This window comes from Flavobacterium sp. P3_A6 (assembly GCF_056403035.1).
Genome location: NZ_JBFUGG010000019.1, coordinates 26,069 through 48,519 on the forward strand (window position 1 = coordinate 26,069; position 22,451 = coordinate 48,519).

The following is a 22,451-nucleotide window of genomic DNA, read 5'->3' on the forward strand; positions in this document are numbered from 1 at the left end:
ATACTTATGGAAATTCAAAAAAATATTTGGTACGTTACCCTGCTTCTCACAATGATAGCAGGGTACTGTGATACCGTAACTTTTGTTGCAGCAAATTCAATATTTTCTGCACACGTTACAGGTAACTTTATTGTCTTTGCCTATCAAATTATCAAAGGTTCAGACATACACGCGTGGATAAAACTATTGACTTTTCCCATTTTTATCATCGCTGTAATGACTGGAGGAAGAATTGCATTAAAAGCAACAAATCATTACACTATTTTATTCTGGGAAGGCATCATATTGGTTTTAAGTGGTATTGCTTCTTATGTTTTTGGCTATTTAGAAAATTTTTCAGAATGGACGATGTACACCGTTGCAATGGCAACTGTATTTGCAATGGGACTTCAGAATGCTTTTGGAAAATTGTATGCTAAAGAAACACATGGCCCAACAACGATGATGACTGGTAATGTTACACAAGCATCTCTTGATTTAGGAAATCTATTCAAAAACGGATTAAAAGATGCCGAAATATTGCTAAGTTTTAAGAAACAATTGGTTACCATAATCGGGTTTCTTGTAGGCTGCTTTTTAGGAGCCGTTGCCGGAAAGTTTTTTGGATTAGGTACTTTAATTCTGCCAGGAACAGCCATGATCATTTGTTACCTCTACCACCGCAAAAGCTAGGCAAACATAGATTTAAAATTGCCGATTTCTGATAATATATTATCTTTAAAAAATGAATTTCATCCCTTTTATTTCTGTCAAAAAACACCTGTGCATCTTATGTACAGCAGCATTATTTTTACTAGTAACCGTTCATGGAAATGCACAATCAAAAGAAGATCCTGATCAATTAAAAAAGAAAATTGCTCTGGCTGAAAGCGACAGTCAAAAGGTTGAATTACTTTTGGCTTTAAGCAATTATTATCTAACCAAACCGGGCGAATTAAAAGAGGATCTTGACAGCGCGGAGAATTTAAATTTTGAAGCAAAAAAGTTAAGCAATACCTTAGGTTATAAACTGGGAAAAGGAAAATCCATTCTTTTAGATGGCCAGATTTACAGAGAAAAAGGAGATTCAAAAAATGGATTAAATAAAACAAAAGAAGCACTCGCCTATTCTGAAAAAAACAACATTCCAGTTCTTAAAGCCGATGCTTACAGGGAACTCTGTGCTTATAAAGGTTATGAAAAAGAAGATGTAGAAGAAAAAATAAAATATCTTGAAATCGCAATTCCGCTTTACAAAAAAGGAAAAGCTTTCAAAAAACAAGCAGATGCATTAAAAGATCTTGCAGATTACTATGGCATTATCGAAGAGAATCAAAAGGCCTTGGAGCTTTTAGAAAATGCTGTTGCTATTTATAAAGCTGTTGGTTTCAAAGAACTTCAGGGCGTTTATACCTTAATGTCTGACAATTACGGAATATTACAAAACACGCAATTATCACTGCAATATGCATTAATGGCCGAAAAAACAGCCGAAGAAACTCATGACACAAGTTATCAGCTCTGTACAATTTACAATCATCTTGGTCTTGCTTATTATGACCTTCTCAAATATGATTTAGCATTTTTTAATTTTGAAAAAGCACTGAATATTGCAATAGAAAATAAAAATGTAGGCGACATCAATACCATAACGTATAATCTGGCATCATTATACTGCCAGCAAAAAAATTATCGCGGGGCATTGCGCACATTAAAACGAATAGAAAAAGATTATCCGCCAAAAGATGAGATTACTAAAATAAGACAGCGGTTTATATTTGTTGTCAGCTATTCAATGCTCAAACAACTTGAAAATGCAAAACCCTATTATGAGCAGATATTAAAAGACTATCAGAAATCTGATGCTGGTCTTGCCTATAAGCTAACGGGAATTATAATTTATTTACAACAGTCTGGTCAGGTAGAAAAAACATATGCTTACATTGAGAAATTCAAAGAATTTGCTAAAAAATCAAACAAGCTCATTCTTTATTCGCAGATTGAGCTTTTGTCTTTTCAATCTGATCATGCCAGTAAAAAATATGAATCTGCCATAAAACATTTACAAAAGCATCAGCTTTTGAGAGACTCTCTTTTTAATATAGAAAAACTGAAACAGTCTGCAGCATTACAGCTTCAATTTGAAACAGAAAAAAAAGACAAAAACATTAAACTACTTACACAGCAAGGAAAATTACAGCAAATAAAGATTCATAACGATAAGATTATCCGTTATATTTTTATAGGAGGTGTTTTGCTGTTGATACTTTTTATAGCACTTTTATACAACGGTTTCAGGTTAAAAAAGAAAAAAAACGAAGAATTAGAAATTCAACGACAACAAATTAATGAGCAGAACGAACTGAACAAAAAAATGCTGCTTGAAAAAGAATGGCTTTTAAAGGAAATTCACCATCGTGTAAAGAATAATCTTCAGATTGTCATTAGTTTATTAAATACACAATCGGCTTATTTAGATAATGAAGATGCGTTAATGGCCATACAAAACAGCCAGCACAGAATGCACGCTATGTCATTGATACATCAAAAATTATATCAATCTGATAATCTGGCCAATATTGACATGGCATGGTATATTTATGAACTGATTAGTTATATGAGAGAATGTTTTGATACCGACAAAAAAATCAATTTTGTTTTGGACACAGAAAAAGTGTATCTTGATGTTGCACAAGCAGTTCCTTTGGGATTAATTATAAACGAAGCCATAAATAATGCCATTAAGTATGCATTTCCTCTTGACAAAAAAGGAGATGTAAATATTAAACTTAAAAATACGGGAGAGAATAATTATCAACTAATAATTGCCGATAATGGCGTTGGTCTTCCGGAGAATTTTGAAGATGCCGAGAGAAACTCGCTCGGAATGAATTTAATGATGGGATTAACAGATCAGATTGATGGAACTTTTGAGATGAAAAACGATAACGGCCTAAAAATCAAAATTACATTTACAAGAAATACAGAATTTGAAGGAACAACTGAAAATTCTGAAATCATATAAACAACGCAATGAAGGAAAAAATTCTAATTGTTGAAGATGAATTTATAGTAGCAAATGATTTAAAAATCATGCTGATTAAAGCGGGTTATCAAATAACTGGTATTGCTTCTTCTGTGGTTCAGGCCCGAAAACTAATTGAAGAAAAAAGACCGGACTGGGTTTTACTTGATATTATGCTGAAAGGCGATCTCACCGGAATTGATCTTGCCTGGGAGCTGCGCGAAATGCAATTGCCGTTTTTGTATATTTCTGCCAATACCAACCAGTCGACTCTTGAAGCTGTAAAAGCAACTCATCCTTACGGATTTATGGTAAAACCATTTCGCGAGAGAGATCTTATCGTAATGCTTGACATTGCTAAATACAGGTTTGATCAGGAAAAAGGAGCATTGGTGGAGGTTTCTCTTGATGGTGAAATTGACGGAATCATTGGAAAAAGCAGTCTTTTAACAGAAGTCATTGAAAAAATAAGAATTGTCGCTCCAGCCGAAACTTCGGTATTAATTCTTGGCGAAAGCGGTACCGGAAAAGAAAGAGTGGCGCATGCAGTACACGATCTTTCGGCACATAAATCAAATGCAATTGTGGTGGTCAATTGCGCGGCTTTACCATATTCGTTAATAGAATCAGAACTTTTTGGACATGAAAAAGGGGCTTTTACCGGAGCCAATGCTTTACGAATCGGGAAATTTGAACAGGCAAATAACGGCACTATCTTTCTGGATGAAATTGGTGAATTACCACTTGATTCTCAGGTAAAGTTATTACGTGTGCTGCAGGAAAAAGAAATTCAGAGACTAGGAGGAAATAAAACCTTTAAAATAAATGTTCGCGTTGTCGCTGCAACCAACAGATCACTGGAAAAAGAGGTTGCCGAGGGGCGTTTTAGACTTGATTTATATTATCGTTTAAATGTTTTCCCGATACAGCTTCCAACACTAAAAGAACGAAAAGAAGATATTGAAGCTCTGGCAGATTATTTCCTTAAAAAATATGCTGCAAATTCACGCAAAAATGTCAGCAGTATTAGTCTGGCGGCTTTAGAACAATTAAAACAATACGACTGGCCGGGAAATATTCGCGAATTAGAACATTTGATAGAAAGAAATGTGCTGCTTGCCAAAACAAGTGAAATCGAAAAATTTGATATTTCTGCGAATAATTCAAGTCCGTTAGAAGTGAACGACGGCAAAATAAAGTCGATGGAAGAAATGGAAAAAGAGCATATCATGAATGCACTTCAAATTTGTAATGGTAAAGTTTCCGGTTCCGGCGGTGCTGCAGAACTGCTGAAAATGCAGCCACAGACTTTGTATTCAAAAATGAAAAAATTAGGCATAAAACAAGAATATAGTTAAAAGATATGGAAACAATAAAACTAGAATTAGACCAGAAAAAACATGGAGCTTTTAATCTTTATGCTGATGACAAAAAGCTGGGCGAAATGACCGTAAGCATCAAAGACGATTTACTAACTGTTTACCATACGGGAGTTGAACCGGAAGCTGAAGGAAAAGGCTATGCAAAAAAACTTCTGAATGAAATGGTTTCGTATGTACGTGCCAATAATTTAATGGTATTACCGCTTTGTCCATACGTGCATGCACAATTCAAAAGACATCCGGATGAATATCAGGATATCTGGAAAAAATAATCTTAAAAAAATAAACTTATGAATGCAGAAATTATAACAAACGGCATTCCTCTAAATGAGGCAAAAAAGGCTTTGATTATGATTCATGGACGTGGTGCGGGAGCTCATGATATTCTTTCAATTGCAAAACATCTTAAGGTTAATGATTTTGCATTGGTTGCGCCTCAGGCTGAAAACAGAACCTGGTATCCATATTCGTTTTTAGTTCCGATTGAAGAAAATGAGCCTTCTTTTTCAAAATCTTTAGATGCTATTCATCAGGTTGTTGCCGCAATTCAGCAAAACGGAATTGAGAAAGAGAATATTTACTTTCTTGGATTCTCACAAGGAGCTTGTCTTGCTTTAGAATTTACAGCCAGAAATGCTGCAAAATACGGTGGTGTTGTCGCTTTTACCGGCGGGCTTATTGGAGATAAAGTGTATGAAGATCATTATGAAGGAAACTTCGAAAACACACCCATTTTCATCGGAACTAGCGATCCTGATTTTCACGTTCCAGTTGAAAGAGTAAATGAAACCGAAGCACTTCTTCAAAAAATGGGCGCAGACGTTACAAAGAAAATATATCTAAATATGGGACATACTATAAGTCAGGACGAGGTAGATTGTGCAAACGCATTGGTTTTCAATAAAAAATAATGATTACGATAACGCGGGTTTACAGCGATGCAAATGGCGAAAGTCATTTTGAAGATTTTGAAGTTCCGTTGAAAAACAATGGCGATATCGGATTTTTATCTGATGATGAACCAGTTAAATCAATTGTTTTTAGAGAAGTCAAGCCTTCTTATGATTATGATTTTCATAATGCTCCGGATCGTCAATATATTGTTTTACTGGAAGGAGGCGTAGAAATTGAAACTTCGTTAGGAGAAAAAAGAACCTTCGAAACAGGATCAATTCTATTGGTTGAAGACACGACTGGAAAAGGGCACAAAACAAAAAATATTGAACCAAAATTGCGAAAATCAATATTTATAAAGTTATAAAAAATGGAAAAAGAAACTGTAAGAATAGAAGGTTTCAGCGATGCCGTATTTGCAATTGCAATTACGCTTTTGGTTCTTGATCTTCATACACCAGATGCAAATACCGTAAAAAACGGTGCTGAATTATTGGCTTTTTTAAAAGGTGAATGGACATCCTATCTTGCTTTTACGCTTTCTTTTTTCAGTATTTTTATCATGTGGGTTAATCACCACAAGATTTTTAAACAGATTTACAGCCGTAATACAGCAATCATGTTTGCCAACGGATTAATTCTTTTTTTAGTTTCTGCCGTATCATATCCAACAGCATTATTAGCACGTTTTTTTAATGGAGAAGCTTCAAATATTGCTGTAGCAATTTATACCGGAACATTTGTGCTTATCAATCTTTCATACAATCTGTTGTGGTTTACAGCAAGCAGTAACAAGAAACTTTTACGTCCTGAAATTACAAATTCGGCAATAAAAAAAATCAGGAACAATTATTTATATGGACTTCCAACGTATTTAATTGCTTTTGGAATTTCATTTCAATATCCAGCAATTGCTTTAGCTATTAACATGATTTTACTGGTCTTTTGGGCTCTGTCTTCAGGAAAAATAAATATTGTGCAAGAATAAATCAGTCTAAAAAATATTCTTTTTTAATGCCTAATTTCTGCATTTTCGAAATCAAAGTTGTTCAAGGCAAACCTAATAAAATTGCTGCGCCTTGTGGTCCCGAAATTCTTCCCCTGCATTTTTTTACTACTTTCAAAATATGCTCTTTCTCTATTTCCTGCAGTGTTTTAGTATAAAATTCATTTTCAGAAGCCGCAGATTCAGTTTTAAAAATCTCGGAAAAATTCATTTCTTTAATCGTTTCTTCTTTCGCAAACAAAATACTTCTTTCTACCATATTTTCTAATTCGCGTACATTTCCCGGCCATGCATTTGCCATCATGCTGTTCAATACTTTTTTAGAAAAGCCTCTTATCTTTTTACCTATTTTTTGAGTATGTCTTTCTAAGAAAAAATTTCCTAACAATTCAATATCTTCCGGGCGATCCCGCAAAGATGGCAGCCCAATTGGGAACACATTCAATCGATAATACAAATCACTTCTAAAACGGCCTTCTGCAATCTCTTTTTCCAGCGATCTATTGGTTGCCACAATTACGCGAACATTAACTTTTATTGTGTTTTTACCACCAATCCGTTCTATTTCTTTTTCCTGCAAAACACGGAGTAATTTTCCTTGGAGTTCTAAAGGCAGCTCTCCTATTTCATCTAAAAAAATAGTACTGTTTTCGGCCTGTTCAAATTTGCCGATTCTTAATTCTGCTGCTCCTGTAAAAGAGCCTTTTTCATGTCCAAATAATTCACTTTCGATAAGATTTACTGGAATCGAAGCACAATTAACTTTAATCATTCTTTTATTCGAAACCGAAGACAAATTATGAATAGCACTTGCTACCAGTTCTTTGCCCGTCCCGGTTTCTCCAGAAATCAAAACTGTAGACTGCGATGGTGCCACCTGGGCAATCAACTCATAAATGTTTTGCATGGCATTACTATTGCCGACAATTCCATGAAAACCTTCATTTTTAATATTTGCAGCTTGTGTCTTTTTTTCTCCTAAATTCTTTTTCAAAATCTTCAATTCGGCAATCTTACTTTCATATTCTTCCTCCATCATAATATTTCTAATCGTTATAGAAAGCTGTATAGCAATTCCTCTAATGATTCGATTAGATTCTCTGCTAAAAGTAACGGCATTTTTAAAGAAAAGAAAAAGTACATTTCGATTTCCCTTAATATAAGGAAGACTAATCCCAACTCCATTTTTAAAACCTCTATTTTGTACTGTATTTATGTAATCCGGGAAATTATCTTTTTTATCCTTTACTCCTTTTAAATCGAAAATCACAGGATCAGCAGAATCCAGACAGGCATTAAAAAAAACATCATTTATGGGATAACCTTTCTCCTTTAATACTTTCTGTAAAAATTGATAAAAAATTTGATATTCCATTTCATTTTCATTTGATGAAGCAAATATAAAATCATCAAAACAGAGATGCTCTTTTAATACCCCGCTAACGACAATATTAAATTCCTCTTTGGATAAAGCTTGAGCAAGTGCACTACAAATAGACAGAATCAGCATTTGTTCTTTTTCTCTTTCCTGCAATCTATTCATAATAACGGTATTCTGATCTGTCAGTTTTTCCATAAATAATAATTTGGCGGTATTTTAATGTGGTAATAAGGTAAATTTAAAAAATTGCCTTAATTTAATTACTATCGGTTTTTTAAATAAAACAATTACAATTCATAAAATTACGATATATCGTAGTATTAAAATTCAACACACAAGATTAAATATTTAATTTACAACATATTAACACACTTGGAATCTTATTTGATTATTAATTGACAAATGAAAATTGAACGGCTTTTTACTTCTTAATCTAGATTAATCGATGCAGAGCTATAACAGACGTAAATTTGTAAAAGAAAATGAATAACAATTTAATACATATAAAAACCATGGAAAATAAAATTTTAGGCTTACACCATATTACTGCAATTGCAGGTGACGCAAAACGCAATTTCAACTTTTACTCCAACATATTAGGATTACGTTTCATTAAAAAAACAGTAAATTTTGACGACCCGGGAACATACCATTTTTATTTTGGTAATGAAGTGGGGAGCGCAGGAACTATCTTAACTTTCTTCCCTTGGGGAGAAGGAATTCAGCAAGGAAGAAAAGGTTCAGGAATGGCAACAGAAATTGGGTATTCTGTACCAAAAGGAAGTCTTGATTTCTGGCAGAAACGTTTTGAAGAACATAATGTAATTTACAATAAGCCATCTGAAAAATTCAGCGAAAAACATCTTACTTTCTTAGACCCTGACGGATTAAAATTAGAGTTAATTGAATCTAAAACAGACGATAACAGAAAACCTTGGGAAACAGATGAAATAAAAGCAGATGTGGCTACAAAAGGTTTCCACAACATCACTTTGACCTTAAACAGCATAAAAGCAACGGCAGCAATCTTAACCGAAATATTTGGTTATAAATTGATTGAACAAGATGTAAACCGTTACCGTTATGCAACTGATGCTGTAGAAAATGCTGCAATTGTTGACTTAGTAGAATTGCCGGAAGAAAAACGCGGTTTAGGAGCAAACGGAACTGTTCATCACATAGCTTTTAGAGTTCAAAATGATGAGATTTTAATGCACTTCCGTGAAAAAATAGAAGAATACGGATTGTCTATTACACCACAGATAGATAGACAATATTTTCACTCTCTTTATTTTAGAGAACCAGGAGGAGTTTTATTTGAAATTGCTACTGATAATCCAGGATTTACAGTAGATGAAAGCTTAGAAGAATTAGGTCAAAACTTAAAACTTCCTGCACAGTACGAGTCAGACAGAGCTGCTATTGAAGCACATTTGGTAAAAATTAATTAATTCTTTTTAAAAAAGTGTGGTTTTAGATAAAACTACATTTTTATATCTAACAAAACTTTAAGAGGCTGTCCGAAAATTACTTTTCGGACAGCCTCTTTTTGAATTTCTAAGATTTTTTAAAACTTATTCTAATTTAAAACTGACACTTACATTGGCAGTAATTTCAATTTCCCCAACAGCCATTGTTTGTCTTGGAGAGGCACTATCAGCTTCCGTTGCCATCGATTTCATCGCATACACGGGCTGAGGATAGTAGATTTGCGTATTATCCGTAATAGTTATTGCTGCGCCCGCTTTTTGTCCTAAAATAGACACATAGTCCTCTGCTTTCATTTTGGCGTCTTTCATAGCCTGTTTGCGGGCATCCGCTTGATATTGTGCTAACTTTGACGATTGAAAAGTAACATTGTCAATTCGATTAATTCCTTGATCAACCAATCCTTCCATTAATTCATCATACTTTGACAAATCTCTCAACAAAATTTCAATAGTTTGTGTCGCGTTATAGGTATGTTTCTTTTTTTCATAATCATACTGCGGGTTCAGGGAAACTCTTTTTGTTTTATAATCTGCTGAAGGCAAATTCATATTTTTGACTAATTTCAAAACTGCTTCCATTTGCTGATCATTTTGCTTTTTTACATCTTTGGCATTCGTGCCTTTTGTCTCTACTGTAGCAGAGATAGTAACTTGATCTGGCACTGTTTTTATTTTTCCTTCACCCGAAACATTTATTTGAGGAATTAGTTTTACTTCTTGGCTATAAGTCAGCACAGTAAAAAAACAGACTAAGATTGCAATTGATTTTTTCATACTTATTAAATTTAAATTATTATTTTAGAGTTTACCCGTTTTTGCCATTCCAAATAAAATAATAATAGGAATTGCTAATAAAATGGTCATTAAGGTATGTTCTTGTATTAATTCAGGATTTCTCAACAGCGTAATCAGATATCCTCCTATTGCCCCTCCAAAATGAGCTGTATGGCCTATGTTGTCATTTTTGGCTCTCATGCCATAAATTGAATATAATAAATATAAAATTCCGAATAAATAAGCAGGAATAGGAATAATAAAATAAAGACCCAACATCATATCTGGCTGCAGTAAAATAGCGGAGTACAGTATACCTGTTACCGCACCCGAAGCACCAACCGCTCTATAGCCATAATCATTTTTATGGAATGTCATTGTTAGTAAACTCCCAAAGATTAAGCTTCCAAAATAAACCATAAAAAATGAAAAGCTTCCCAAAAAACTAAAAACCACTGGTGCAAAAAAATAAAGCGTCAGCATATTGAATAATAAATGCCCCATATCAGCATGCAGAAAACCTGACGAAAGCATTCTGATTTGTTCTCCTGCACGTATGCTCCCTACATGAAATTCATATCTTCTAAAAAAAGAAAAGTCATTAAATCCTTTATAACTGATTAATACATTAGCAACAATAATTGCAATCAAAATGATATTCATAAATAAATGCGTTTTTTAAAATTTGCTGTAAAGCTAACTAATATTTACTTGGAAAATGCCGCTGTCAGTAATGAATTAAAGGTAATTCTTATTTTTAAAAAGGATTTAACATCAATATATAACTAAATGATTAAATAAATCTTAAAGAACATTTAAACGCAAATTAATACCCTATATTTGGCGAAATTAATAGAATGAAATACCTTGTTTACCTAATTGTTTACCCTTTTTTATGGTGTATTTCAATGCTCCCCTTTCCATTTTTATATCTTTTTTCAGATTTTGTTTATATAGTTTTATACCGAATTATTGGCTATAGAAAAAAAACAGTACGTGCTAATCTCATCTTGACTTTACCTCATTTATCAAATAAAGAACGATTGATTATTGAGAAGAAATTCTACCATCATTTATGCGATATGTTTCTGGAAATGATAAAAACAATGAACATTTCCAAAGAAGAAATCTGCAAAAGATATGTTTTTAAAAATTTTGAAGTCTATGCAGATTTAGAGACAAAAGAAAAAAGCATTGCTATAATGTGTGCTCATTATGCCAGTTATGAATGGGTTATGTCAATGAATTATTATACAAAATTTAAAAGTTTTGGAATTTATAAGCAAATAAAAAACCCATATTTTGACAAATTAATACACAGCATTCGTTCAAAATTTAATGCACACTTAATAAATACAAAAGAAACAATACCTACCATCTCAAATAATTGCAGAAACAAAACATTATCTGTTTATGGATTTGCAAGTGATCAATCTCCAAAAGAAAACTGTGCCTACCACTGGGCAAAATTTATGGGAATTGAAGTTCCTGTCCATACGGGGGCCGAAATGCTGTCCAAAAAATATGACATGAATGTTATTTTTCTTAAAACTAAAAAAGTAAAGCGCGGTTATTATGAAGCTACTATGGAAGTTCTTTCTGAAAACGCCAAAGATGTGCCAAATTATGAAATTACAGACCAGTTCATAAAACTTGTAGAACAGCAAATTTATGAAACTCCTGAATATTATTTATGGACTCATAAAAGATGGAAGCATAAAAGATAGAGTTTCAATACAAATTAAATCGTACAAGGAATTCTGAATTTGAAAGAATATAAAGAAAATATTATTATTTATCTTTGTATAAATTTTGACTACATGCAGTACCTTATATATCTACTTGCCTATCCCCTAATCTGGGGTATATCAATGCTTCCTTTTAGATTACTATACCTATTTTCTGATATCGTTTATTTCTTTGTTTACAGAATTATTGGGTACCGCAAAAAAACCGTTCGTGAGAATCTAGCCTTGGCACTTCCAAAATTAACAGACAAAGAGCGCTTAGTTATAGAAAAAAAATTCTATCATCATATGTGTGATATGTTTCTGGAAATGATAAAAACAATGAATATTTCTAAAGAGGAAATATGCAAAAGATTTGTTTTCAAAAACATAGATATGTATAAAGAGATTGAAAAGCAAGGAAAAAGTATTGCTATTATATGCTCTCATTATGCCAGTTATGAATGGATTATCTCAATGAATTATTATTCAGACATTGCAGGATATGGAATTTACAAACAGATAAAGAATCCGTATTTTGATAAATTAGTCCATAAAATCCGTTCTAGATTCAATGCCAAATTGATTACAACAAAACAAACTGTACCTACAATAATTAAAAATAATAAAAACAATGTTTTGTCTTTGTACGGTTTTGCCAGTGACCAGTCTCCTAAGGCAAAAGCAGCTGTACATTGGTCAACGTTCATGGGAATTGAAGTACCTGTTCATGTTGGTGCCGAAATGCTATCGAAAAGATACAATATGAATTTAATTTATTTGAATACTAAAAAAATTAAGCGCGGCCATTATGAAGCAACTCTTGAACTCCTTTCGGACAATCCAAAAGAAGTTCCAAACTTTGAACTTACTGACCAATATTTAAAACTTTTAGAAAAACAAATATACGAAGCTCCTGAATTCTATTTATGGACACATAAAAGATGGAAATACAGAAGAGAGAATATTTAAGATTTTAGATTAAAAAACACCTTTTCAAAAGTACTAACTTGAAAAGGTGTTTTTTCATATCGATAGTTTCTCAGCTTCTTAATTTTAAAAAGCAAACCAATTTTTAACTAATGCATCTTCAAAGGCTAGTGCACTTTTATGAACAAATTCATTAGTTTCTTTATCATAATCATAATCCAATGACCAGCTTTTATGATTTTCTGCTAAGGATTTTATGCTGTCGCATACATATTCAATTTCAGCAGTTGTTGTAGTTGGATGTATTGACATCCTGATCCAGCCCGGTTTTCTGATTAAATCTCCCAAACTGATTTCATCAATTAATTTATTGGAAGCTTCCTGATCCACATGTAATAAAAAATGTCCGTAAGTTCCAGCGCAGCTGCATCCTCCGCGAGTTTGGATACCAAATTTATCGTTCAATAATTTTACGCCCAGATTAAAATGCAGATCTTCAACAAAAAATGAAATAACTCCCAAACGGTCATGATGCTGCCCAGCAAGAATCTTTATATTCAGGATACTTCCCAATGCATCAAAAACATATTCTACAATTTCGTGTTCGCGCTTAAGAATATTTTCGATTCCCATTTGCTCTTTCAATTGAATTGCCAAAGCAGTTTTAATAACCTGCAGAAAGCCTGGAGTACCGCCATCTTCCCTATCTTCTATATTGTCTAAATATTTATGCTCTCCCCATGGGTTTGTCCAAGAAACAGTTCCGCCGCCAGGACAATCGGGCACCATATTGTGATATAATTTTTTATTAAAAACTAAAACTCCGGAAGTACCGGGGCCTCCCAAAAATTTATGCGGAGAAAAGAAAATAGCATCCAGATAAGATTCTGGATCTTTGGGATGCATATCTATTTTTACGTAAGGTCCAGAACAGGCAAAATCTACAAAGCATACACCATTGTGTTCGTGCATAAGTTTTGCTGCTTCATGGTATGGCGTTTTAATTCCTGTCACATTTGAACAGGAAGTTATCGAAGCAATTTTATAAGCTCTATCCTTGTGTTTTTCTAATAAAGCGGTAAGATTGTCAAGACTAAAAAGACCTTCTTCACATGATGGAATCACTTCAACATCGGCAATAGTTTCCAGCCATGAGGTTTGATTAGAATGATGCTCCATGTGCGAAATAAAAACAATTGGCTTTTTTTCGGCTGGCATATTGAAATATTCTGTTAGATTTTCAGGAACTTTTAGTCCTAATATACGCTGAAATTTATTTACTACACCTGTCATTCCTGTTCCATCCGTAATTAAAAYATCATTAGAATCAGCATTTACATGATGCTTAATAATATGCCGTGCATAATGATAAGCCTTGGTCATTGCTGTTCCAGAAACAGTTGTTTCGGTATGCGTATTGGCAACAAAAGGGCCAAATTCATTCATCAATTTTTCTTCGATGGGACGATACAAACGGCCGCTTGCAGTCCAATCGGTATAGATAATTTTTTGCTGGCCATAAGGTGATTCAAACTCTTGTTCAATTCCTATAATGTTATCTCTAAATTGCTGAAAATATTGTTCTAGCTGTGTTGTAACTTTTGTTGAAATCATTTTAATTTAATTTGGATTCAAATATATTGATTTTTKATCTAATTTAAATTTCAAATTTTGCGTTTTTATAATTTTAATAACGACAAATGATAATTATTATCAAATTAATCTTCCATAACTTTAAATTTCTGATAAATATTCACAAAAATAGGCATTTAAACAAATCATCTATTTACCCTATTTGGCTTATAGATTATAAAAAAGACCCAATTTTTCAGCTTCCAAATATGTAGAATTTTTTTAATGTTTAGAAAAACAAGTCTTAAACTTTTTTTTATTTTAAGCAAAAAAATATATTTGCAATCGAAAAATCGGGATGTAGCGCAGTCTGGCAGCGTACTAGCATGGGGTGCTAGGGGTCGCTGGTTCGAATCCAGTCATCCCGACTAAACATAAAAAAACCGACAAGAGTCGGTTTTTTTGTGTTTTAAATTCCAGCTACAGCTTTTATTTCATCTATAATCCGTAAAGCCAAATCATCTGCCAATTTCTGACTGGACGCTTCGGTATAAATACGGATAATTGGTTCTGTATTTGATTTTCTCAAATGTACCCAGTTTTCGGCAAAGTCAATTTTAACTCCGTCTATTGTGGTGATATCGTCATTTTTATATTTCTCAGTCATTGCAACAAGAATCGCATCAACATCAATTTGTGGCGTCAACTCAATTTTATTTTTGCTCATATAATATTCAGGATATGAAGCACGCAAAGCCGAAACCGACATTTTTTTATTGGCCAAATGAGTAAGGAACAAAGCCACACCCACCATGCTGTCACGGCCATAATGTGATTCTGGGTAAATAATCCCGCCATTTCCTTCTCCTCCAATGATTGCATTGTTTTTCTTCATCAGTTCCACTACATTCACTTCGCCTACTGCACTGGCTTCGTAACTTCCGTTGTGTTTGTTGGTCACATCGCGCAATGCACGTGAAGAGGACATATTCGAAACCGTATTCCCTGGAGTTTTACTCAAAACATAATCGGCACAAGCAACCAAAGTATATTCTTCTCCAAACATTTCACCGTCTTCGCTAATAAAAGCCAAACGGTCTACATCTGGATCAACAACAACTCCCAAATGCGCTTTTTCTTTAACCACCAACTCCGAAATATCCGTTAAGTGTTCCTTCAAAGGTTCTGGATTGTGAGGAAAATGGCCGTTTGGTTCACAGTATAATTTTACTACTTCAACCCCCATCAATTCTAATAATCTCGGAATAATGATTCCTCCTGATGAATTTACGCCATCCACAACAACTTTAAATTTTGCCGCTTTTACTGCTTCAACATCTACCAATGGTAAGTTCAATACTTCATCGATATGAATGTCCATATAAGCATCATTTATAGTGATTTCGCCCAAACTGTCCACATCTGAAAAATCAAAAGCTTCGGCTTCGGCGATCTCAAGAATTTTTTCTCCTGCTGCACCGCTCAAAAATTCTCCTTTTTCATTCAATAATTTCAAAGCATTCCATTGTTTTGGATTATGAGAAGCCGTCAAAATAATACCTCCGTCCGCTTTTTCCAATGGAACTGCTATTTCAACTGTTGGTGTTGTCGATAAACCTAAATCTATGACATCAATCCCTAAACCGATAAGCGTATTGATAACCAAATTGTGAATCATAGGTCCCGAAATTCGGGCATCACGGCCTACTACAACCGTTAACTTATCTTTTTTAGAATAGTTTTTAAGCCAAGTTCCATATGCCGAAGCAAATTTTACAGCATCAACCGGGGTTAAATTGTCACCTACTTTTCCTCCTATTGTTCCGCGAATTCCGGATATTGATTTTATTAATGTCATTATGAATTATGATTTTTGATTTTTGATTAGCGATTTTTGATTGCAGATTTTCACTTTGCAATCAAAATTTTTCGTATTATTTTATTTCTGACAAATATAAAAAAGTTTATGTCTTTATTAGGAAGTAAATTTTAAAAAGGAAATGAATTTTGAGTTGCTATTCTTTTAAAAAGCGTTGATTATTTTTTTATATCTTTATCAAATGACGATCGACTACAAATATCTTCAGACTTGATTTTAAAATCAAAAATCAGAAATCGTTAATCTTCAATCTAAAATCCCAATGAACTTCCTTGCTCACATCTATTTATCCGGAAACAATGATTTGATAAAAATCGGGAATTTTATGGCTGACGGCATTAGAGGAAAACAGTTTGAAACTTATCCTTTGGAAATACAAAAGGGAATTATTCTGCATCGTTTTATTGATACTTACACCGATGCTCATCCCGTTTTTAGGAAGAGCACCAAACGTTTGCACTACAACTACCATCATTATGCCGGCGTGATAACCGATGTGTTTTATGATCATTTTTTGGCCAAAAACTGGAATAATTATTCAGATGAAAGTCTGACAGATTTCACTAATCGCTTTTACCAATCGCTACAGAACAATTATGAATTTTTATCGGAAAGGACCAAAGGAATAATGCCAAATATGATCGAGTTTAATTGGCTGTTAAGTTACCAAACTGTTGAAGGAATAAGCAGAATCCTTAGCCAGATGGATAACCGAACAAAAAACGAGTCCAAAATGCGGTTTTCGTCTAATGAGCTTATTGAATATTACACCGAATTTGAACAAGAATTCACCACTTTTTTTGAAGACATCAGAATGGAGTCACGCCAAAAACTACAATTATTATGAAAAAAATAATACTGCTGATCCTTATCTTAAATACCTATTGTTTTGCTCAAACCAAAGCTGTCACTGGTCTTATCGCTGACAAAGCCATAGTGGTTTCGGCTCGTGAAGAAGCTTCTAAAATTGGTGCAGAAATTATGCAAAAAGGCGGAAATGCCTTTGATGCCATGATTGCGACCGAACTGGCATTGGCGGTAGCTTATCCATACGCAGGCAATATTGGCGGTGGCGGATTTATGGTATTCCGCAAAGCAAATGGAGAAGTTGGTTCGTTGGATTATCGTGAAAAAGCACCTTTGGCAGCAACCAAAAATATGTTTCTTGACAAAGACGGAAAGATAATTAAAGGGGAAAGTACCGAGAGCCCGCTTGCAATTGGCGTTCCAGGAACCATAGCCGGCGTTTTTGCCGTTCACGAAAAATACGGTTCAATGCCAATGTCTGAAATTTTGAAACCCGTTATTGCATTGGCCGAAAAAGGTGTGATTGTAACTCAAAAAGAAGAAGCCAAACTCAATAGTTATAGAGCCTCTATCATTAAGGCGAATGGTGAAAAAACCAAATTTGCTACAATTTACAAACAAAACGACACCATCAAATATCCCGCTTTGGCAAAAACATTAAAAAGAATTGCTAAAAATGGAAAAAATGAGTTTTACAAAGGACCGACAGCAAAAATTTTGATTAAATACCTCCAAGAAAAAGGCGGAATTATAACAATGAAGGATTTATCCAAATATGAAGCCAAATGGAGAACTCCTTTAACCTTTAATTACAAGGATTTGAAAGTCATTTCGATGTCACCACCAAGCAGTGGCGGTATTTGTCTGGCTCAGATTTTAAAAATGATAGAAACATACAATTTATCCCAAAAGGGACATAATTCGGCTGAATCGATTCAAGTAATTGTTGAAGCTGAAAGACGTGCTTATGCCGACAGAAGTTATTTTTTGGGAGATCCCGATTTTGTAAAAATACCTTTGAAAGCTTTGATGGCTGATGATTATTTAAAAGAAAGAATGTTAAGTTTTAATTTAGATAAAGCCTCTTTATCCTCTGAAATTAAACAAGGAAAGGTAACTTATAATGAAAGCACCGAAACTACGCATTACTCCATTGTTGATTCTTTTGGGAATGCGGTTGCAGCAACTACAACCTTAAATGACGCGTATGGTTCAAAATATTATTGTGATGAGTTGGGCTTTTTTTTAAACAATGAAATGGATGATTTTAGTGCCAAACCCGGTGAACCCAATATGTTTGGTTTGGTCGGAAATGAAGCCAACAGCATTGCTCCGCAAAAAAGAATGCTGAGTTCCATGACGCCCACGATTGTTGAAAAAAACGGAAAGCTTTTTATGGTTGTCGGGTCGCCGGGCGGTTCCACCATCATCACTTCGGTTTTGCAGACGATTCTCAATGTTTATGAATACAATTTAGGGATGCAGGAAGCTGTAAATGCCCCCAGATTTCATCATCAATGGCTACCGGATGTGATTACGTTCGAACCCAATACTTTTGAAACAAACACTTTTGAAAAATTAAAATCCAAAGGATATATCATCAATGAAAAAACAACTCCTGTAATTGGTAAAGTAGATGCTGTCTTGGTTTTGCCTGACGGAAAAATGGAAGGTGGAGCAGATTATAGAGGTGATGACAAAGCGGTTGGGTTTTAGAATTTAGATTTTTTTTATTGATATTGCCATTGATATTGTTAATGTTATTGATTTTTTACTCTATAAATTTTATATCCTCTTTAGAAAAAGCGTTCGAAGAAAACTGCAATGCTGAAAACGCTGTTGCCATGTCAAAATACATGAAAGATAACTTTTTCTTCTTTGGAATAAAAACTGAGAAAAGAAGACAGATTTTTAAAACTGTTTGGACTGAAAACCAAAAAGAAATTTTTGATAACCCACGACAAATAGCTTTCTTATTGTTCTCTAAAAAAGAAAGGGAATTGCATTATTGCGCCATAGAAATTTTAGTAAAAAACCTCAAAAACAAGTATCAGAAAGAAGATATTCAGCTTATAGAAACTCTCATAATCACAAACTCTTGGTGGGACAGTGTTGATGTTATTGCTAAATTTATTTTAGGAGAATATTTGCAGCAATTTCCTTTAGAAACCGATAATGTTATTTCCCGCTTCTCAAATTCAGATAATATGTGGCTTAATAGAAGCGCCATTCTTTTTCAGCTGGGCTATAAAGAAAGAACAAATTTTGACTTATTGAAATTGGTTTGTGATAAGCACAAAATGTCAACTGATTTTTTTATTCAAAAAGCAATTGGCTGGGCATTGCGGGAATATGCCAAAACAAATCCCGAAGCCGTAAAGGATTTTGTATTAGTATCCAATCTGAAAAAATTAAGCGAAAAAGAAGCCTTGAAAAATTTATAACAACAGTACCTTTTTTTGGGTATTTTTTTTGTTAATAATATTTTCAATTAAAATAAAATTGTTACTATTTAGTGCGTTTAGTTTTATTAAATTTGTTTCCAAAAAAACAATAAAATGCTAAATAATCAGACTTCTGAAGGAATGAACGAAGCAAGTAAATTGCAAAACAATAACAAATCCAAAAACAAAAAAATTGCATTAATCGCTGGCGTGCTAATTGTACTGGGAATAATCATTATTCCCCGCGTTTGGGCTAAATTCAATAAAAAAGAAGTGGTTTGCCTCAATAATCAAACTCAAATTTATGAAAAATACAAAGATGCAGTAGTTCTTGTCAAACACACTTATGCATTACAAATTTCCATCAAGGGGTCTGAACCATTCCAAATTGAAGTTGAGGACAACTCATTTGAAGAAAAAACAATTTCAGGAACAGGATTTTTCGTTTCAGAAGACGGGAAAATAGTTACCAATCATCACGTTGCCGAACCTTGGAAGTATAACGAAACCAAAGATGATAATTTTAGCGAATTAAAAAATCATATCGTAACAGTTCTCCCGGATTCAATTGACAAAAAAGATTACAAAAGTTATCTTGAATTGCATTGGAATGATTATTATGGAGGTGAAGAAGAAGGAGATTATTCTGAAGAAGAAGGAGAAATTCCCGCTAAAGAAGCTACTGTTGCAAATGTTGATTCCTCAAGCGTAAATAATGAAGTAAATGATTTGATATCAGAGAATAAATCAGAAGAAAAAGCTGTAACAAGCCAAATTGTATACACTAAATTGGAAGATATCGAAATTGTCCCTAAAACAGTTGAAGTAAGCGTCGCTTTGCACGGTTCAAAAGATGATTGGCTACAATGTAAAGTCATTAAAATTGCCGATAGTGATGAAGTTGATGTAGCCGTTTTACAGCTTACAAGTGAAAAATTACCTGATTCCGTATCTGATATTGTTGATTTGGATAATGCTGTGCAAGATGACTCCAGTATAAAACCAGGAACCAATGCAATTTTAATTGGCTACCCAATGGGTCTGCAGCTGGCAAATACCCGCAGAGGGATAAAAGTGCAAGTTTATGAAGGCCAAATCAATAAGGAATCAGATGGCGTAAGTGTACAATATAACGTGACTTCTACTCATGGTGCCAGCGGTTCGCCAGTATTTAATGAATGCGGACAGCTTATCGCCATCAATTATGCAGGTTATGATGAAGCTCAAGGGTATAATTTTGGGATTGTTGCAAAACACGCTATGTCTTTGGTGGAATAATTCAGCTTTTTTTAAGCAAAAAAACTTATTTTTGTGATAAACCAATATTAAAACAGCAATGTTTAAAAAGCTTTTTTCAAAAATTGAGTTCCTGATTGTTTTAGCACAGTCGGCTTTAACACCAAAGCAATTTATTTTTTTATCAAGTGTTTTAGTTGGAATATCTTCGGCCATTGCTGTTATTGTTTTAAAAACATTTGCTCACTGGGTATTTAAGTTTGCTACTTATGTGACTATACATACGAATCTTTTTAAGATAGGTTTGCTCAAAATAATGTTGCCTGTAATTGGCATCATGCTTACAGTATTTGTCGTAAAACGGTTTTTGGGAGGAACTATTGAAAAAGGTACCTCACAAATTTTATATGCTGTAGCTAAAAAAGCGAGCATCATTCCAAAAAAACAGATGTATGCCCAAATCATGACAAGTTCGCTTACTGTGGGTTTGGGAGGTTCGGCGGGTCTTGAAAGTCCCATTGTGGTTACTGGCGCGGCATTTGGTTCCAACTATGCCCAAAGATACAAACTGCATTATAAAGACAGAACTTTGCTTATAGGCTGTGGTGTTGCGGCTGGAATAGCAGCTGCTTTTAATGCTCCAATTGCAGGCGTTTTATTTGCTGTTGAAGTTTTACTAGTTGATGTCAGTATTTCGGCTTTTACACCAATAATGATTGCCGCTGCTACAGGAGCTTTAGTATCTGCAATAGCCTTAGATGAAACCATTTTGTTAAATTTCACAAGCAAGCAGACCTTTAATTACCACAATATTCCTTATTATATCCTTCTTGGCGTAAGCACTGGATTTACAGCCATATTCTATGCTAGAAATTTTCAAAAAACAGAGCATTTCTTTGGACATATGAGGCTATCCCTTTATAAGAAAGCTTTTATCGGAGCATCCATTTTAGCACTTATGATATTTATTTTTCCAACACTTTTTGGCGAAGGATATGAAAGCATCAGAACATTATCTGAAAACGATCCTGGTGAATTATTAGAAAACACTCTTTTTAGGGGATTTAGAGATAATAGCTGGGCTTTATTGGCTTTTGTGGGATGTTCGTTTCTATTGAAAGCTTTTGCTACCGGAATAACTCTTGGAAGCGGCGGTAATGGCGGCAATTTTGCTCCTTCCCTGTTTCTAGGTTCTTATGTTGGTTTTTTCTTTTCAAAATTATTAAATTCAACAGGCTTAACCCATTTGCCAATAGGTAATTTTACTATGGTTGGAATGGCTGGTATTTTGAGCGGATTATTTCATGCGCCATTGACTGCAATTTTCTTAATCGCTGAAATTACTGGAGGTTATGGCTTAATGATTCCTCTTATGATCGTGTCTTCCATTAGTTTTGCCATTTCAAAGCGATTTGAGGTGCATTCTTTGGATGTCAAGAGTCTTGCCAAAAAAGGGCACGCATTTACCAGCAATAAAGACACAAACGTGCTTAGTACATTAAATACTAATTCCATCATTCAAACCGATTATTTAACAATTTCACCTGATGAGACTCTTGAAAAACTAGTTGATTTGATTTCTCATTCCAATCAGGTTATTTTTCCTGTTGTTTCTTTAGACAAAAAACTGTTAGGTATTGTTCATTTCAATGATATTCGGGAAATTATTTTCAATCCATATCGAGTGAAATACACTTTAATCAAAGAAATTATGGTACAGCCAGTTGCTATTGTAAACCCTTCTAATAGTATGGAAATTGTCATGAATAAATTTGAATCGTCCAAAAAAGCCTTTCTTCCTGTAATAAGTGATGATAAATATTATGGTTTTATATCCAAATCTATCGCTCTTGAAGCCTATAGAACTAAGTTAAAATCGATGACCATAGAATAAAATATATTCCTTTTTTAACAGAATCTTCCGT

General features: G+C 33.9%; 20 protein-coding genes and 1 tRNA gene. 16 read left to right on the top strand and 5 right to left on the bottom strand.

The annotated features are described in order from the left end of the window. Positions 1 to 6: 6 nt before the first annotated feature. Genes AC1DVP_RS16295 through AC1DVP_RS16325 form a run of 7 tightly spaced genes read left to right on the top strand, consistent with a single transcriptional unit; the run spans position 7 to position 6,268 of the window. Entirely contained in the window at positions 7 to 672 is a 666-nt protein-coding gene (locus AC1DVP_RS16295) for a YoaK family protein (protein WP_477184543.1), read from the top strand. 52 nt (positions 673 to 724) lie between these two features. Next, positions 725 to 3,004 carry a tetratricopeptide repeat-containing sensor histidine kinase gene (locus AC1DVP_RS16300; RefSeq protein ID WP_477184544.1) on the top strand — a complete coding sequence of 760 codons (2,280 nt, stop codon included), beginning with the start codon at positions 725 to 727 and terminating at the stop codon, positions 3,002 to 3,004. An 8-nt stretch (positions 3,005 to 3,012) separates the two neighbouring features. After that, a complete protein-coding gene (locus AC1DVP_RS16305) occupies positions 3,013 to 4,362 on the top strand; it encodes a sigma-54-dependent transcriptional regulator (RefSeq protein ID WP_477184545.1) in 1,350 nt (449 codons plus the stop codon). Between the two features lie 5 nt (positions 4,363 to 4,367). Then, positions 4,368 to 4,658 carry a GNAT family N-acetyltransferase gene (locus AC1DVP_RS16310; protein WP_477184546.1) on the top strand — a complete coding sequence of 97 codons (291 nt, stop codon included), beginning with the start codon at positions 4,368 to 4,370 and terminating at the stop codon, positions 4,656 to 4,658. Between the two features lie 18 nt (positions 4,659 to 4,676). Next, the gene (locus tag AC1DVP_RS16315; protein WP_477184547.1) at positions 4,677 to 5,297 is read left to right on the top strand and encodes an alpha/beta hydrolase; all 621 of its coding nucleotides are present in this window, start codon (positions 4,677 to 4,679) and stop codon (positions 5,295 to 5,297) included. After that, the gene (locus tag AC1DVP_RS16320; protein WP_477184548.1) at positions 5,297 to 5,647 is read left to right on the top strand and encodes a cupin domain-containing protein; all 351 of its coding nucleotides are present in this window, start codon (positions 5,297 to 5,299) and stop codon (positions 5,645 to 5,647) included. The genes AC1DVP_RS16315 and AC1DVP_RS16320 overlap by 1 nt, the downstream gene beginning before the upstream one ends. 3 nt (positions 5,648 to 5,650) lie before the next feature. Beyond that, positions 5,651 to 6,268: a TMEM175 family protein gene (locus tag AC1DVP_RS16325; protein ID WP_477184549.1), complete on the top strand. Its 618-nt coding sequence runs from the start codon at positions 5,651 to 5,653 to the stop codon at positions 6,266 to 6,268. A 61-nt stretch (positions 6,269 to 6,329) separates the two neighbouring features. On the opposite strand, the gene AC1DVP_RS16330 is transcribed toward AC1DVP_RS16325, so the two are convergent. After that, complete coding sequence (locus tag AC1DVP_RS16330) at positions 6,330 to 7,862, bottom strand: sigma-54 interaction domain-containing protein (protein ID WP_477184550.1); 1,533 nt, start codon at positions 7,860 to 7,862, stop codon at positions 6,330 to 6,332. Positions 7,863 to 8,179: 317 nt separating this feature from the next. Between AC1DVP_RS16330 and AC1DVP_RS16335 the strand changes: the two genes are divergently transcribed. Then, complete coding sequence (locus AC1DVP_RS16335; RefSeq protein ID WP_477184551.1) at positions 8,180 to 9,118, top strand: ring-cleaving dioxygenase; 939 nt, start codon at positions 8,180 to 8,182, stop codon at positions 9,116 to 9,118. A gap of 123 nt (positions 9,119 to 9,241) precedes the next feature. Here the strand turns inward: AC1DVP_RS16335 and AC1DVP_RS16340 are convergent, their stop codons facing one another. Next, positions 9,242 to 9,931, bottom strand: coding sequence for an SIMPL domain-containing protein (locus AC1DVP_RS16340; protein ID WP_477184552.1), 690 nt, complete (start codon positions 9,929 to 9,931; stop codon positions 9,242 to 9,244). Between the two features lie 24 nt (positions 9,932 to 9,955). Then, positions 9,956 to 10,594 carry a rhomboid family intramembrane serine protease gene (locus AC1DVP_RS16345; protein ID WP_477184553.1) on the bottom strand — a complete coding sequence of 213 codons (639 nt, stop codon included), beginning with the start codon at positions 10,592 to 10,594 and terminating at the stop codon, positions 9,956 to 9,958. Between the two features lie 194 nt (positions 10,595 to 10,788). Here AC1DVP_RS16345 and AC1DVP_RS16350 point away from each other — a divergent pair, with 194 nt between their 5' ends. Both AC1DVP_RS16350 and AC1DVP_RS16355 read left to right on the top strand, forming a co-directional pair. Then, positions 10,789 to 11,658, top strand: coding sequence for a lysophospholipid acyltransferase family protein (locus AC1DVP_RS16350; RefSeq protein ID WP_477184554.1), 870 nt, complete (start codon positions 10,789 to 10,791; stop codon positions 11,656 to 11,658). 93 nt (positions 11,659 to 11,751) lie between these two features. Then, on the top strand, positions 11,752 to 12,630 hold the full coding sequence (locus AC1DVP_RS16355; protein WP_477184555.1) for a lysophospholipid acyltransferase family protein: 879 nt from the start codon (positions 11,752 to 11,754) through the stop codon (positions 12,628 to 12,630). 84 nt (positions 12,631 to 12,714) lie between these two features. Here AC1DVP_RS16355 and AC1DVP_RS16360 read toward each other — a convergent pair whose 3' ends face one another. Continuing rightward, a complete protein-coding gene (locus AC1DVP_RS16360) occupies positions 12,715 to 14,202 on the bottom strand; it encodes an aminotransferase class V-fold PLP-dependent enzyme (protein WP_477184556.1) in 1,488 nt (495 codons plus the stop codon). A 312-nt stretch (positions 14,203 to 14,514) separates the two neighbouring features. Here AC1DVP_RS16360 and AC1DVP_RS16365 point away from each other — a divergent pair. Then, a tRNA-Pro gene (locus AC1DVP_RS16365) sits at positions 14,515 to 14,588 on the top strand. Between the two features lie 41 nt (positions 14,589 to 14,629). Here the strand turns inward: AC1DVP_RS16365 and glmM are convergent. Beyond that, positions 14,630 to 16,018: a phosphoglucosamine mutase gene (glmM, locus tag AC1DVP_RS16370; RefSeq protein ID WP_477184557.1), complete on the bottom strand. Its 1,389-nt coding sequence runs from the start codon at positions 16,016 to 16,018 to the stop codon at positions 14,630 to 14,632. A gap of 283 nt (positions 16,019 to 16,301) precedes the next feature. Between glmM and AC1DVP_RS16375 the strand changes: the two genes are divergently transcribed. The 5 genes from AC1DVP_RS16375 to AC1DVP_RS16395 all read left to right on the top strand — a co-directional run bounded on the left by AC1DVP_RS16375 (position 16,302) and on the right by AC1DVP_RS16395 (position 22,420). After that, positions 16,302 to 16,886, top strand: a complete 585-nt coding sequence (locus tag AC1DVP_RS16375; RefSeq protein WP_477184558.1) for an acyl carrier protein phosphodiesterase — start codon at positions 16,302 to 16,304, stop codon at positions 16,884 to 16,886. Beyond that, positions 16,883 to 18,562 carry a gamma-glutamyltransferase gene (gene ggt, locus AC1DVP_RS16380; RefSeq protein WP_477184559.1) on the top strand — a complete coding sequence of 560 codons (1,680 nt, stop codon included), beginning with the start codon at positions 16,883 to 16,885 and terminating at the stop codon, positions 18,560 to 18,562. Before AC1DVP_RS16375 ends, ggt begins: the two co-directional genes overlap by 4 nt. A 41-nt stretch (positions 18,563 to 18,603) precedes the next feature. Then, positions 18,604 to 19,290, top strand: a complete 687-nt coding sequence (locus AC1DVP_RS16385; protein WP_477184560.1) for a DNA alkylation repair protein — start codon at positions 18,604 to 18,606, stop codon at positions 19,288 to 19,290. 114 nt (positions 19,291 to 19,404) lie between these two features. Then, a complete protein-coding gene (locus AC1DVP_RS16390; protein ID WP_477184561.1) occupies positions 19,405 to 20,568 on the top strand; it encodes a S1 family peptidase in 1,164 nt (387 codons plus the stop codon). A 58-nt stretch (positions 20,569 to 20,626) separates the two neighbouring features. Next, the gene (locus AC1DVP_RS16395; RefSeq protein WP_477184562.1) at positions 20,627 to 22,420 is read left to right on the top strand and encodes a chloride channel protein; all 1,794 of its coding nucleotides are present in this window, start codon (positions 20,627 to 20,629) and stop codon (positions 22,418 to 22,420) included. The last annotated feature ends 31 nt before the right edge of the window (positions 22,421 to 22,451 follow it).

Bases quoted from the DNA above. Each gene is read 5' to 3' on its own strand.
- AC1DVP_RS16295 (WP_477184543.1), top strand. From the start codon at position 7: ATGGAAATTCAAAAAAATATTTGGTACGTTACCCTGCTTCTCACAATG.
- AC1DVP_RS16300 (WP_477184544.1), top strand. From the start codon at position 725: ATGAATTTCATCCCTTTTATTTCTGTCAAAAAACACCTGTGCATCTTA.
- AC1DVP_RS16305 (WP_477184545.1), top strand. From the start codon at position 3,013: ATGAAGGAAAAAATTCTAATTGTTGAAGATGAATTTATAGTAGCAAAT.
- AC1DVP_RS16310 (WP_477184546.1), top strand. From the start codon at position 4,368: ATGGAAACAATAAAACTAGAATTAGACCAGAAAAAACATGGAGCTTTT.
- AC1DVP_RS16315 (WP_477184547.1), top strand. From the start codon at position 4,677: ATGAATGCAGAAATTATAACAAACGGCATTCCTCTAAATGAGGCAAAA.
- AC1DVP_RS16320 (WP_477184548.1), top strand. From the start codon at position 5,297: ATGATTACGATAACGCGGGTTTACAGCGATGCAAATGGCGAAAGTCAT.
- AC1DVP_RS16325 (WP_477184549.1), top strand. From the start codon at position 5,651: ATGGAAAAAGAAACTGTAAGAATAGAAGGTTTCAGCGATGCCGTATTT.
- AC1DVP_RS16330 (WP_477184550.1), bottom strand. From the start codon at position 7,862: ATGGAAAAACTGACAGATCAGAATACCGTTATTATGAATAGATTGCAG.
- AC1DVP_RS16335 (WP_477184551.1), top strand. From the start codon at position 8,180: ATGGAAAATAAAATTTTAGGCTTACACCATATTACTGCAATTGCAGGT.
- AC1DVP_RS16340 (WP_477184552.1), bottom strand. From the start codon at position 9,931: ATGAAAAAATCAATTGCAATCTTAGTCTGTTTTTTTACTGTGCTGACT.
- AC1DVP_RS16345 (WP_477184553.1), bottom strand. From the start codon at position 10,594: ATGAATATCATTTTGATTGCAATTATTGTTGCTAATGTATTAATCAGT.
- AC1DVP_RS16350 (WP_477184554.1), top strand. From the start codon at position 10,789: ATGAAATACCTTGTTTACCTAATTGTTTACCCTTTTTTATGGTGTATT.
- AC1DVP_RS16355 (WP_477184555.1), top strand. From the start codon at position 11,752: ATGCAGTACCTTATATATCTACTTGCCTATCCCCTAATCTGGGGTATA.
- glmM (WP_477184557.1), bottom strand. From the start codon at position 16,018: ATGACATTAATAAAATCAATATCCGGAATTCGCGGAACAATAGGAGGA.
- AC1DVP_RS16375 (WP_477184558.1), top strand. From the start codon at position 16,302: ATGAACTTCCTTGCTCACATCTATTTATCCGGAAACAATGATTTGATA.
- ggt (WP_477184559.1), top strand. From the start codon at position 16,883: ATGAAAAAAATAATACTGCTGATCCTTATCTTAAATACCTATTGTTTT.
- AC1DVP_RS16385 (WP_477184560.1), top strand. From the start codon at position 18,604: ATGTTATTGATTTTTTACTCTATAAATTTTATATCCTCTTTAGAAAAA.
- AC1DVP_RS16390 (WP_477184561.1), top strand. From the start codon at position 19,405: ATGCTAAATAATCAGACTTCTGAAGGAATGAACGAAGCAAGTAAATTG.
- AC1DVP_RS16395 (WP_477184562.1), top strand. From the start codon at position 20,627: ATGTTTAAAAAGCTTTTTTCAAAAATTGAGTTCCTGATTGTTTTAGCA.